At 41.8% G+C, this 14077-nt stretch carries 6 protein-coding genes and 6 tRNA genes; all 12 read left to right on the top strand.

The window, feature by feature from the left end; translation table 11 throughout:
* Positions 1-14: 14 nt before the first annotated feature.
* The 12 genes from DWW85_RS11175 (at position 15) to DWW85_RS11125 (ending at position 13834) form a co-directional block, all read left to right on the top strand.
* Positions 15-88: transfer RNA gene (locus DWW85_RS11175), tRNA-Asp, on the top strand.
* Positions 89-111: 23 nt separating this feature from the next.
* Positions 112-184, top strand: a tRNA-Val gene (locus DWW85_RS11170).
* A gap of 12 nt (positions 185-196) precedes the next feature.
* Positions 197-270, top strand: a tRNA-Ile gene (locus DWW85_RS11165).
* Between the two features lie 20 nt (positions 271-290).
* Positions 291-364: transfer RNA gene (locus tag DWW85_RS11160), tRNA-Asp, on the top strand.
* A gap of 25 nt (positions 365-389) precedes the next feature.
* Positions 390-462, top strand: a tRNA-Val gene (locus DWW85_RS11155).
* A gap of 15 nt (positions 463-477) precedes the next feature.
* Positions 478-563, top strand: a tRNA-Leu gene (locus tag DWW85_RS11150).
* 72 nt (positions 564-635) lie between these two features.
* Complete coding sequence (locus DWW85_RS12735) at positions 636-776, top strand: hypothetical protein (RefSeq protein ID WP_181986562.1); 141 nt, start codon at positions 636-638, stop codon at positions 774-776.
* Between the two features lie 90 nt (positions 777-866).
* Positions 867-2948: a leucine-rich repeat domain-containing protein gene (locus DWW85_RS11145; RefSeq protein WP_117808658.1), complete on the top strand. Its 2082-nt coding sequence runs from the start codon at positions 867-869 to the stop codon at positions 2946-2948.
* A 457-nt stretch (positions 2949-3405) separates the two neighbouring features.
* Positions 3406-3720 (top strand): YbjQ family protein, encoded by a 315-nt coding sequence (locus tag DWW85_RS11140; RefSeq protein ID WP_021943703.1) that lies wholly within the window; start codon positions 3406-3408, stop codon positions 3718-3720.
* Between the two features lie 39 nt (positions 3721-3759).
* Positions 3760-4227: a hypothetical protein gene (locus tag DWW85_RS11135; RefSeq protein ID WP_021943702.1), complete on the top strand. Its 468-nt coding sequence runs from the start codon at positions 3760-3762 to the stop codon at positions 4225-4227.
* Between the two features lie 78 nt (positions 4228-4305).
* Complete coding sequence (locus tag DWW85_RS11130; protein ID WP_347470684.1) at positions 4306-5004, top strand: zinc metallopeptidase; 699 nt, start codon at positions 4306-4308, stop codon at positions 5002-5004.
* Between the two features lie 523 nt (positions 5005-5527).
* Entirely contained in the window at positions 5528-13834 is an 8307-nt protein-coding gene (locus DWW85_RS11125) for a leucine-rich repeat domain-containing protein (protein ID WP_117808657.1), read from the top strand.
* Positions 13835-14077: the final 243 nt, after the last annotated feature.

Genomic DNA, 14077 nt, shown 5'->3' with positions numbered 1-14077 from the left:
GCGATTACCATAATGGCCCGGTGGCTCAGCTGGTTAGAGCGCCGCCCTGTCACGGCGGAGGTCGTGGGTTCGAACCCCATCCGGGTCGCTTGCGAAAGCAAAATTATATATGGGATCTTAGCTCAGCTGGGAGAGCATCTGCCTTACAAGCAGAGGGTCACAGGTTCGAGCCCTGTAGGTCCCATTTATAACATGAGGACGTTTAGCTCAGTTGGTTAGAGCAATCGGCTCATAACCGATCGGTCCTGGGTTCGAGTCCCCGAACGTCCACTACGTTTTAAAATTAATATGGCCTGGTGGCTCAGCTGGTTAGAGCGCCGCCCTGTCACGGCGGAGGTCGTGGGTTCGAAACCCATCCGGGCCGCTTGCGAAAGCACAAAATTATATATGGGATCTTAGCTCAGCTGGGAGAGCATCTGCCTTACAAGCAGAGGGTCACAGGTTCGAGCCCTGTAGGTCCCATTGTCCAAAGGACATGCCGGCGTGGCGGAACTGGCAGACGCACAGGACTTAAAATCCTGCGGGACTAACCTCCCGTACCGGTTCGATTCCGGTCGCCGGCATTATTCAAAAAGCTTGAAACTGAAAGGTTTTAGGCTTTTTTTCGTTTGTCTAAAAATGGACAAAAATTCTAGATGGACACAGTGGAAGAATCCAACGATCACATTTACATTGGAGGAAGAAAGATTGCAAAGAAGGTTACAGGCACTGTAAAACTGGGCAATAAAAAATATAAGGTTGTAAAGGGTATTGTAAAAGCAACCATCAAAAAATAAAAGTATTTCATAAGGGTAAATCGAAATAAACTATCTTTCTGTGGAATGGCATGATAAAATAGAAACAGTATTTTTTAGGGAGGTTATGCTATGAAGCAGACAAGAAGTAAACAATTATGGCTGATGCTTGCTGCAGCAATGTGTATTTGCATACTGGCACTGATGGGTGCGGGCTCTTTATCAAAAGCTGATAATGCAGGACAGATGTATACATATAGTGCAGCAGCATCATTTGTATGTGATGCAAATGGTACGATCACCGCATACAAAGGAAACAAGAATGCGGAACAGATCATTGTACCGGCAACGATCAACGGCAGGACAGTAACAGGAATTGGCAATAATGTATTTAAGGGATGTGAGAAGGTTTCCCTGATCGCAGTTCCGGATACGATTGTAACGATCGGTGACCGGGCATTTGAGAATTGCCAGAGCCTTAGTACACTGTACAGCTACAAGGAAACAACGAAGGTAACGGCGAATAAGACGGCAACAGCAACGGATGCGGCTGGCACTACAGGTACTGCAACGGAAAAAGGTGTAGTAGTACCGTATACGGATATGGGTGCTGTGTCGATTCCATCCAGACTGACCAAGCTTGGAACCGGAGCATTTGCAGGCTGCAGATCGATCGGCAGATTTGCAGTGCCGGAGTCAAATGCATACTTTACAACATATACATGGAATCCTGCAGATCCAAATCGTGCACAGATCAAGGGAAAAACGCAGGGAGAATTATTGATCAGCAAGGATGGTAAGATTCTGTATCGTATGGCATCCTTTAACTATAATGGCAAAGGACCATATACGTTTTCACCAAAGCTGACAGTGATCAATCCATATGCATGTGAGCAGAGCGGAATTACATGGGAGATCCGCATTCCGGATTCTGTGAAGACGATCGGTGATTATGCATTTTATAAATGCAACAATCTTGGAACCGTTTCCTTTGGAGATAAATCCAAGCTGGAAAAGATAGGAGCTTATGCATTTGCATATAATAACAATATTCAGATCAAGCTTCCGGCAAGTGTAACATCTATCGGAACATATTCATTTGCATATTGTCCGAATATCATATTTGATATGTCAAAAACAAAGATTGAGGTAATACCGGATTATACATTTTATAATTGCCCAAACCTGAAGGATTTCAGAAAACCGGAAGAGAATGGTGGTTATGTAGGAATTGTTGTGCCGAAAACACTGAAGAAGATAGGAGCTTATGCATTCTATGGCTGTTCAAATGTAAATCAGGTGGTATTTAAGGGAACTACTCTGGAGTCCATCGGAACCGGAGCATTCCAGACCTGTGGCAACCTGCATGATATCGATATTCCGGAGGGTGTAACAAAGATTGCGAATGGCACATTTGATGGATGTCAGAATCTGAATACAGTTAAGCTGCCGGACAGTCTTAAGAATATCGGAGATAATGCATTTAAGAATTGCAATAATATCCAAGAGATGGTGATTCCAAAGAATGTAACACATATTTCCAATAACAGCTTTGCGGGAGCAAAGCAGGATGGTATTGATACTTCAAAGAATCAGTATTCCCAGAAATTTATCAAGGCAGAAAAACCTGCGGCAGTTGGAACAAAGTTCACAGTTGGAAAATTACGTTATAAGATTACAAAGTCAGATGTGAAAAAAGGAACGGTTACATTATATGGAGCCAAGAAGTCTGTAACGAAAGCAACAATTCCTGCAACTGTTATGTATCAGGGCTACAAATTCAAGGTTACTTCTGTTGGCGGAAGTGCATTCAAGAATTGCAAGAAGCTGAAAACCGTAAAGCTTGGTAAAAATGTAAAATCAATTGGCAAGAGTGCATTTTACGGATGCAAGAAGCTTGCCAAGGTTACATTGGATGCGAAGCTTACAAAAATTGGTGATAAAGCATTTGCCAAGTGTACAGCGATCAAGAAACTCACGATTCCAAAGCAGGTAAGCAAGATTGGAAGCAAGGCATTTTATGGTGATAAGAAGCTGAAAACAATCACGGTCAAGAGCAGTAAATTAAAGAAAACGACCATCGGAAAATCAGCATTTACAAAGATAAATAAAAAAGCAACGATCAGCGTGCCAAAGAAAAAGGTAAAGGCATATAAATCAGCTTTCAAAAAAGCCGGAACTGCAAAGAGCGTTAAGGTTAAGAAAATAAAATAAAAATAGAAGGCTTCCGGAATGTTCGGAATATGGCAGATGCTATATAAGACATGAGATAAACAAAAGCCCCGCAGCAGGTATTGCTACGGGGCGAAGGAAGGGAATCTATGAAAAATGAAAGTAAGCAATAATTATAAAGTGTGTATCTGATATTCAGGTATGCACTTTTTTAGATCTGAGGACATTCAGTCGGAAACGCTTGCTCTGACCGCATTTCCGGTGATGTCCTCTTGGTTTTGTTTTCCTTTGATGGTATTTATATTACTGGATAAATGTGTTTATTCTATGTTCAGGATGTCAATGAATTGTGAAAAGAAAACATAAAAAATGCATGTTTTAATGATGCTAACGTGTAGTATAAAGTGATTTACAGGACGTGTTCATTCGTGGTATGATAAAGAAGCCTGCAGGGAGCAGGAGAAACAAAAGGTTATGGAAAACGCAGGAGGAAAAGAAAATGGTAGTAGTAAATACAGAGAATATACCAGGAAGAGAGTATCAGGTACTCTCATTAGTAACAGGCTGTTGTGTTATGTGTAAGAATATCGGAAAAGATATCGGAGCATCCTTCCGTAATATGGTAGGAGGAGAAATGCAGGCATATACACAGATGATGGCAGAAGCAAAGGATAAAGCAATTTCATATATGATCAACCAGGCTATGAGCATGGGCGCAGATGCAATCGTAAATGTCAGATTTGCTTCAACAACAATTGTTGCCGGTGGTGCGGAGATCCTTGTTTCCGGAACGGCAGTAAAGTTTACAGCATAACAGATTGATTCACATACAGTGGTAGAAATGGAGGAGTATATGAAGAAGCCAAAACATGAGCTGATGACATTTGTTGCCGGGATCGTGATGCTGGTGGCAGGGTTATTTATCTTATCACAGAAAGTAATCGTATCGTCCAGTTTCTTTTCTTCATTTGGAGGGATGTCCATCTGGGGAGCAAGAATCAGTTCAGGAATGGTAGTGATTCCATTGATCATAGGAATTGTCTGGATGTTTATGACAGATTCCTTTGCATCAAAGGTTTTTTCGGCACTTGCAGGACTGTTGATCGTCATCATGGTCATTCTGACAACAAATATACATTTGACGACCATGACTTTATTTGACTGGCTGGTTATTCTGGTGTTGATCTTTGGAGGACTTGGATTTATCGGCAGGATTCTTTTGGCAGACAGAAAAAATGAAGAGGTCGATCCGAGAGAAGAAATGTACAGAGAAATGTATGGGGAACAGACTGATAAAAAGTCAAAGAGAAGAAAAAAATAATCCTTTGGTGTATTCCGTTTGAAATGGGAGAATATAAAGGGAAAGACTATTACAGATATTATATATATTAAGAAAGAGATGAGTGATATGCCTTATTTTTATTTTGACCCAACGTATATATTAGTTCTGATCGGAGTTGTTCTGTCACTGATCGCATCTGCTCAGGTGAAATCAGCATATAAGAAGTATGAGAAGGTATCGACCAGATCAGGATTTACTGCAGAACAGGTAGCAGCGATGATTCTCAGAAATGCCGGAATCACAGATGTAACGATCCGCCCGATTGCCGGAGACTTAACGGATAACTATAATCCAAAGGATCATACCTTGAATCTGTCACAAAATGTATATGGTTCCAGATCGATAGCGGCAATTGGTGTAGCAGCACATGAGTGTGGTCATGCGATCCAGCATGCGGAAGGATATGCGCCGCTTGGTTTTCGTTCAGCAATCGTGCCGGTTGTAAGCATTGGTTCTACATTATCATGGCCATTGATCCTGATCGGTTTACTGATCCCAAGACTGGATGTATGTATCACACTGGGAATTCTGTTATTTTCATTGGTCGTTGTATTCCAGTTTGTAACCCTGCCGGTTGAGTTTAATGCATCAGGCAGAGCAATTGCTATTTTAAGAAATGGCGGATTTATGACAGAAGAAGAACTTGGTGGGGCCAAGAGAGTGTTAACTGCTGCAGCTCTTACTTATGTAGCCGCAATGGTAACTGCAATCCTTCAGCTTGTTCGGTTGCTGTTACTTACAAACAGAAGAAGATGATTAAAAAGTAAATATCTGATATTTCGGAGTGCACATTTATGGGCATGCCGGGATATGATATGAATGTAACCGGAAGGTGAAAAATGTGGTATTAAATGATACCGGTTTTCAGCTTTCCGGTTATTTTTTTGTTTTATGACAGGATGAATATGGAGAAATGGATGCACATATATGAGAATAATTTTCGGGTTGCAGAAGCGTATAGTACAAAATATACAAATAATTTGTTAAAATTGGTAAAAATAGCTAAAAATATGTTGCAAAATTGTGAATAGTATTTATAAAGCTAATGTGCTACAATATATATGGTGTGATAAATTTGGATAGTTTCTCACAAAAATAATACGGATTTGTGCAATAATTTAGAAGATTACACAAAAATATGCCCAAGGTATCACAACCGGAAACATAATGACATTGCCAGTTATCCCAAGGGGTTGGATAACTGGCAATTTATAGTATATCAAAGTATATATAGGAATTGGCAGAATGCGGTTCCAGACAGCGATGAATGGAGGACAGAATGAGAAAACGAAGTATGAGAGGATATGTAGCAGCATTGACACTTGCGGCAGGTCTTTGTATGACACAGGGCTTAGCTGTACAGGCGGCGACAGATGGACAGGGAGACAGCGGGACAGATTCCGGTTATACAGCAGCTGATCCGTCAAAAGGAGTTACATATATAAAGAATGACTCTGGCAGTACGATAGGAATGAATCTGAATGGTAATTCAGTTGTCATATGTACATCGAAAAATGCAACGGAGCAGATTCCTTATATAAATATATATGAGGATAAGAATCAGAATGGAATCGTTGATCAGGGTGAAACGGCATTTAAGTTAGATGGAAGTGCAGATATCATTTATTCAAGCAGTATGCCGATATATGGACTTTATCAGCAGACATATGATCAGCCGGTTTCAATCACAATAGATGGTGCAAAGCTTGGCTATGTATACGGACTGAGCAATGGAGCATTGAACACAGACAGCAGCAAGACAGCATTAACACTGCGTATAAAAAACGGTGCAACGATCGGAACTGTAACAGGAGCTGAGAATGCAGCCGTAGAAGGTTCTGTGGCAGTAGAAGCAGGTGATGGATGCAGCCTGTCTGCATTATATGCGGTTAAGACCGCTGGTGTTTCAGGAGATGTATCACTGAATTTAAATGGCGGTACTTACAATGGAATCGGTGTGGTTACATCAGGAGCGGAGGTCAAGAAGAATCTGAATGTCACAATGCGTAATATTACGCTGCGTGAAAGTGCAAAAGGTGCAGCAGTGGACTCCGGCTGTAAGATTGTGGGGAATGTGACCTTTGATGCGGATGGAGTTAATGCACTCGGAGGCGATTCCTTTACTGTACTAAAGGCGGCAAATTGTACCGGAAAGCTGGATGTATCATTGAAGAATTATACAGGCTCCGGATGGACATTTTACGGCATCGAAAGCGGCAGCTATGTAGAAGGTGATACGGATATCAAGATCCTTGGCGGCAGTGGAACATTTGGAAGTGTATATGGTATAAATGGTTCCTCCGGTCTGAAGGGACAGGTAAAGGTTCTGATCGGGAACTGTACGGTATCAGGAGCTGTCTACGGAGCCAGCGGCTGTTCCTTTCTAAGAAATGAAGGGGTACAGGGCGACAGCTATGATGCAGATATCACGATCCGAAAGAACTCAGCCGGGGGCATCATATATGGACTGTATGATGTCGTTGAGACTCATTCTGTGAAGCTCACGATGGAAGATCTTACAGGGAATGGCATAAATGTATATGGATATTATACAGGTTCTGCAAATATAAATGGACAGGCTGACATCAGTATCAGCCGATGCCAGGGAAGTAATATCTGGGGTTATTATGGTTCGAACAGCGAAACCCGAAAAGGATATGGAAAAAAGACGATCTCGATCACAGGTTGTACAGCAGGAAATAGCATATATGGAGTTATGAATGGTTATTTGGGAGATGATTGTGAGATACGGACATCCGGAAATATCTGTTATGACTATTACGGAATTTATAATGCATATGTGGATAAAAATGTAAAGATTACATCTGCCCATGAGAATGATGCAACGATCCTGGATAAGGATAAAGAGCCGGTGATCAATACGAATACATCGGCGGGCAATGGCTCTTATTATATTGTATATTCACCAACAATAAAAGGCGATCTCACAGCAGATGTAAATAGCATACGGTCACGGTATTTCTATGCAATCAATAATGTTACTCTTTATGGAAATGCAGATTATAAGATCAGAAACAGTGAGATCACATCAACTTCATCAGAAAAGATTCTTTTTGCAAACAATAATAGCAGTATTTCGGATTCGGCTGAGAGAACGACAGATGTATGGATTGAGAATACAGATTTCAGCAAGCTGAGCGCGGTAACCTTTTCCAATTCATTACCTCAAAAGGCAACACTCAATATGACGATAACAGATGACTGTAAGTTACCATCGAAGTATTATGTGATTCCGGCATCTTCGCAGACAGAGAATGCGTCAGCAGTTGTTAAGGTAAAAAATGATATTTATTATGGTGGCAAGGTTATTCTTACAGAAAATGTAACGGCGGATAATGTGTATTTCGGATCGTATGGTAATTATAGCTACGGCTATGCAGCTGTTCTGATTCCGGAAAAGATCACAGTGACTACAAAAGAAAATGTATATATTCCATACACTGCGCAGGTAGTGAATAAGGGAACGATAAAAGCAACAGCTATAAAGCAGATCGGTTCATCTGCTGCAGCGATCTATCTGAATAATGGACAGATTGAGACAGAGTCAAATGAAGCAGGCATAAAATATCCGGTTGTTATGAAGGTAGATCAGAATCAGGGTAGTATGTCGCTTGGAAGCGGTGAACAGACATCCTTGGATCCGGATACGCGGTATTGTAAATCAGGAGATGTTGTAACCGTATATATCAGTACAAATAAGGGCTATCGATTCCTTTCAGCAACGGTAAAGAAGCAGTCAGATACCCAGGCATCAGAGCTTGCAAAGGAAGGAAATACCTATAGCTTTGAAATGCCGGATGAGCAGGTTGTAGTTACAGCAGCATTTGAAGGAATTCCGATTGATATCAAGAAAACATCTGTTGATCCAAGTGCTGTATTGAATCAGACCTATACAGAGAAACAGCCATTATATGATCTGAACAGACTGATCATTATGAATGATGCAAAAACAGGCACAATTTCATATAAAGAGGATGCTACATACAGTCTTCCGGAAGGTTTAACACTTACAGAGGGCAGGATCATTGGTACTCCGACTGTTTTATATGAAGATGGAAAACGCGTGGATATCCATGTAACAGGTAGAAATGGGACGGAAGCTGTTCTGAGATTAAATGTGATCGTGTCCAAGGTACAGAAAATTCAGGAAAGCACGATCGAACGGTTGACGGTCGATGAAGAAAACAAGACGATCAGCCTGAACGGAACATCTGCAGTCCTTCAGCAGACAGGTACATCTGATAATGGGGTGATCCTCACTGGTATCTATGCAGATGATGATCGGGATGGTAAGGCTGATGGCAGACAGGCTATGTATAGCGGAGATCTGTCAGGATATACGATCTATGGTATTTCCGGTATTGATTATGATCGCCCGATCAGGATCACAGTGCTTAGTGGTTCGGTTGGAAGTATATTTGGAGTTAAGAGTGCAACTATGTCCTATGCCGATTCAGATTCACTTGTTATAGATATTCAGGGTGGAGCTGTTAGCACTGTATACGGACTGGATTCCAGTGCGCATGTGCAGTATATGAGGATGAAGCGGGGAAAAGAAGCGGCTGTTGGCAAGATGGCTATTAAGAATCCATCCGGTTATGGTTTCTATGAAGGGTATCTGATCGATCAGGCAGGTGCGATCACAGTCGAGGATTATATAGTAAATGAGAAGCTGACAGGAGATTCTTTGCAGGTAACGCAGTATAAGGATTTTACTGCGAATGCTCCGGTAGAGATCACCGGTGCGATCACACTTCCGGGAGGGACAGAGACAACATTTAATAAGGGTGTAACTGCCGGAACCTTCAAAACGAATGGAACCTATGATAAGGTCTGGTTCCATGGTACATGTAACATTGATACTTTTTCACCGGGATATGCATATGTATATATAGAAAAGGATGCGGTGCTCAAGGCAGAAGATATCAAGATCAAGAATACATCTGCTCAGATCTTCCATAAAGGAGCTGTGTCTGCAAAGACATTTGCCTGTACCGGAAAATGGATGGTGGATGGAGCGTTTGCAGAGGATACCGATATCAGTGACTGGTCGAAGCTGTATTTTGTCGTGACTGTGACATCAAATTTACAGGATATCACATCTTATTCTTCTGCAGAAGATTATGCATACGAATACAGAGAGGATGAGAAGAAATCCTATTATTACCTTCCGGGAAATAAAACACAGAATATAAAGTACAAAAATATTACAGGATATACAGGGGCAATATCTGTAAATGGGGGAGAACCGGTAGAAGGAGATGCGGACTGCGTTTGTAAGCTGGCATTTCCACAAGCGGCATCTGAACTATATATTGATTATATTCCGAAGCAGATCACATGCTCCAAACAGTATGCAGATCCAATGGTAGTAAAAGGAACCCAATATACAACTGCTGATCCGGCGTACGATCTTAGTCAGATCCAGATCCAGAATGATACAACCATGCAGTATGGGGGCTCTGTTAAGTATCAGCTTAAGTCTGGCTCCGCACTTCCTGCAGGTCTGAAGCTGGAAGGAACAAAGGTAGTCGGTACACTTGCGGATGATGCAGAAACAACAGAGGCAGTATTCCGTATTACAGGAAGAAATGGATCTGCGACAGAATGTAAGATTACATTTACTGTTCAGGAGGAAGGATATAAGATTACAGATCTGACGAAGGAGCTGAATGTACAGCAGTATACGGATATTGATCTGAAGGGACATTCCGTTGTCATTCTTCCGGATCCATCAGACAGCAAAAAGGTATCCATCTATCCGGATGATGACCATGATGGAATTGCAGATAATGGAAAGGCATTAAAGATTGCAGGGGCAACATCCTACGATCTGAGTACACGAGCCATAATTGGATATGCAGATACAACTGCACCATATGAGGGTGATATCTCTATCTATATGTATGGTGGAACGATTGGCAGTCTGTACGGCGCAAGAGGTAAAGCAAATATTACAGGTTCCCAGGCGCAGGTAGATGGTACCGTAAGCTTATATATCAAGGGCGGTAAGATCTCAAGCAATACATACATAGCAAATCTGGCAGTTGTAAAGAAGGCAGAGCTTTATGCGACAGCAGGTACTATGTATCAGTATGTATATGGTCTTGGTGTGGCAACGGCGGATGAACTGGTATTCCAGTTTACAGATCAGGCACAGATGGCACAGACGGCATATAGAGAAAATTACAAGATGTATGTTACAAGCTCGGCAGTCGTAAATAAGTCAGTAAATGTAAGAATTGGGGCATCCGGAAGCAGATATGCATTTGCAAATTATAATGGACAGCAGATTACCGGTTCAAGCTCCGTATTTGGCTTATGTGACAGTACCATTCATGGATCTGTAAAGTATGACATCATTGGTAACTGGGAAGTAGGCGGTAGTGGTAAGAATTACCTGTCTTATAATTCTACAATAGATGGAGATATGGATGTCTTACTTGATACGAATTCATTTGGTGTCAGCGGTGCATTGGAGAATACAACTGTATGTACGCTGGCATATGGCGGAACTGTTGGAGACATCAATATTACTGACAAAACGGGTCGCAATAATTATACGGTAGCGGCAAATGGTATAGTAGATAATATCCGGGCAAAACGTACAGTTTCCGGAAATGTCAGAGGTATTGTTACCTATATCTACCAGAATAACAACAACTGGACATTAAATGGCGGTCTGTATGCGGAAGACTATCTGGATCTGTATCTTGGTGGAGCGTACACGATCGATAAGGATGTAGAAACCAGAGATATTCATACGCTGAAGGATTCCAACATCACGATCGCAGATGGTGTGAAGGTTGTATATACAGGAGATGCGGATCTGAATGGCACGTTGACCAACAAAGGCAGTCTGACGTGTAAGGGTGACAGATATTCAAAGTCAACTGTATCCGGCACCATTACAAATAGTGGCGAGATCAGTTATACGACTGTAAGCACACTGACGATCCATGCAGGTGCTTCTGTTATCAATCAGGAAACAGGACGATTCAAATTTGGTAAGCTGACAAATAACGGAACAATCATCAATGACGGTGATCTGGAGCAGATGGTATCTTCAACATCAGTCGGAGATATCCTTACCTCTAAGGAACCATCCATGATGAAGACTTTAAGTTACTATAGTACAATCTATTACAAAGCAGAGCTTGTTTATCCGGAATTCTGCTTTGAGGAAGGCGATACAGCTCCTGTACAGCTTGCAGCCTCCACGACGGGTGATATGAAGACCTCCGGTATAGAAGGTGATGATGCTGTATATATCCGTGGTAACGGTTCTGTAAAAGTAACAGTAACCGGTATTCCGATAGAAAATACAACAGTTGATTCCATCGTTTATGGTTCTTCTGAATCAGTGATGAATAAGAGTGATGAAACAACATGGACAGCCGCTATGCCATATGAACCTACAGTATTTACGGTTAATATGAAGAATGATACAGCAACTATGATCACTCTGGATAAAGACGAAGATACAGTAGATACAGCAGTTGTAGGGGTGACAACAACTGAGGATAAGCCATTATATGATCTGACTGCATTAAAGATTGCAAACGATATTGACAGTGCTGCAGCAAGAGTTGGTTATTCCCTTGCCAAGGGTTCGGTGCTTCCGGCTGGTCTGGAGCTGAAGAATGGCAGAATCTATGGAACACCGACAAAGGCAGCTGCGGAAGCACAGACGGTAACGATCAAGATCTGCGGTAAGAATCAGACCGTTGCAAGCTTTAAGCTGACATTTACAAAGGTTGCAAAGGGCACACCTGTTATGGAGACACCGGATCCGTGTACCGGTTTGGCAGGAAAGACATTAGAGAGCGTAACACTTCCAACATCCGGAAAGGGTACTTATAAATGGGCAGCTCCGGAGACAGTGATCGAAAAAGCAGGAACAAAAGAATATGATGCATATTTCATTCCTGCGAATACATCAGATTATGACTGGAGTAAAGCAGACCTTGCAGAAGGTGCATATGAGGAGCTTGCAGATGGAACGATCCAGATCAAGGTAAAGATATCTGTAGCAGCAGAAAAACAGGCTCCGGACTTTGCGGTTCCAACCGGTCTGACCGGTATTTATGGACAGACGCTTGCAGACGTAGAGATTCCTGAAACAGAGGGTGGAAGCTTTGTATGGACAGCTCCGGCAACGAAGCTTGAAAAAGCAGGAAGCTATACATTTGAAGCAAGCTATATTCCAAAGAATACAGAAGTATATGATCAGGTAGATGCGGTAGAGCTTACAGTAACAGTAGAACCTGTAAAAGCGGAATTTACACAGAAGATCGCACCGATCACAGTAAAGAAGGACACTGTGTTAAAGGATGTGGAGCTTCCGGATGCAGAAGGAGGATACTACTACTGGTATACAGCAAACCAGACCATTCTGTCAGAGAACAGCACCGTACAGGTATGCTTCAAGCCGGATGACAGTACAAATTATGACTGGGCCGGTAATAAGGGCTGGAATCAGGCACATAGAGGAATTATATTCAGTGTGGAGATCGTGATCAGCGAGGAGCATTCACATTCCTATACATGGAAGTCAGACGACAGCCAGCATTGGAAGGAATGCAGCTGTGGTGAAATCCTTGAGCGGGCAGAGCATGTATTTGGTAAGGGAGAAGTAACAAAGGCACCGACTACATCAGCTACAGGTATTATGACCTATGAATGTACAGTATGTGGTTACAAGAAGCAGGAGATTCTGCCAAAGAAAGAGGAAACGACCGATCCGGGTTCCGATAAGCCAAATCCAACACCGGTAAAGCCGAATCCGACACCAAATAAGCCTACGACAAAGGTTGACATCAGTAAAGCCTCTGTTACAGGTATACAGGCCTCTGTTATTTATACAGGAAAGAAATTGAAGCAGACGCCTGTTGTGACAGTCAAGGGAAAGACGCTGTCAGCGAAATCAGATTATACTGTGAAATATAAGAATAATAAGAATATTGGTAAGGCGACGATTACGATTATCGGTAAGGGAAAGTATACAGGTACAATAACAAAGACTTTCCGGATCAAGGTTGCTAAGAATAATACCTATACGGTAAAGGGCATCCGGTATAAGATCACAAAAGCATCGACAAATGGTAAGGGAACTGTAACTGTAATTGGTACAACAAAGAAGAAGTCAGATAAGAAGTTTACTAAGCTTTCAATTAAGAATACGGTCAAGATCGGTGGAGTTACATTTAATGTTACAGCCATCAGTAAGAAGGCATTTAAGGGATATAAGTACTTGAAGAGTGCCACGATTGGTGATAAAGTAAAGACCGTAGGTGCTCAGGCATTTTATGGATGCAAAGTACTTACAACTGTGACGATTGGCAAGAGTGTGAAGACAATCGGCAAGAGCAGCTTTGAAAAATGTACAAAGCTAAAGAAGATTACATTTACAACAAAGAAGCTCACAAAGGTTGGCAAGAAGGCCTTTAAAGGCATCAGCAAAAAAGCAGTTGTAACGATACCGAAAAAGCAGGCGAATAGTTATAAAAGCCTTCTGAAAAAGAGCAATATCCCAGCAAAGGTATCTTATAAGAAAGCAAAATAGAATATGTTGTACCGGATATGGACAGCATATGACAAGTTCATAACATAAGGTGAAAGGCCACCGGAATATCAGATGTTATTTCATAGAGCGTTTGTGATACAGGACTGTATGAATTGCAGAAGATATCGGTGGCTTTTGCTTTTGCGGCAAAACTGACAGGCGGTATGATTCGGTTCATGAACTATTATGTAGGATGGCTTTAAAGATCAGTCGTAGAATAAAATTTATAAATTTGAGGAATAC

The sequence above is a fragment of the Clostridium sp. AF17-21AC genome (assembly GCF_003461365.1).
Lineage (GTDB): Bacteria > Bacillota > Clostridia > Lachnospirales > Lachnospiraceae > Coprococcus > Coprococcus ammoniilyticus.
Note: the sequence above shows the minus strand (reverse complement) of the source record. Positions and strands in the feature narration are given on the sequence as shown.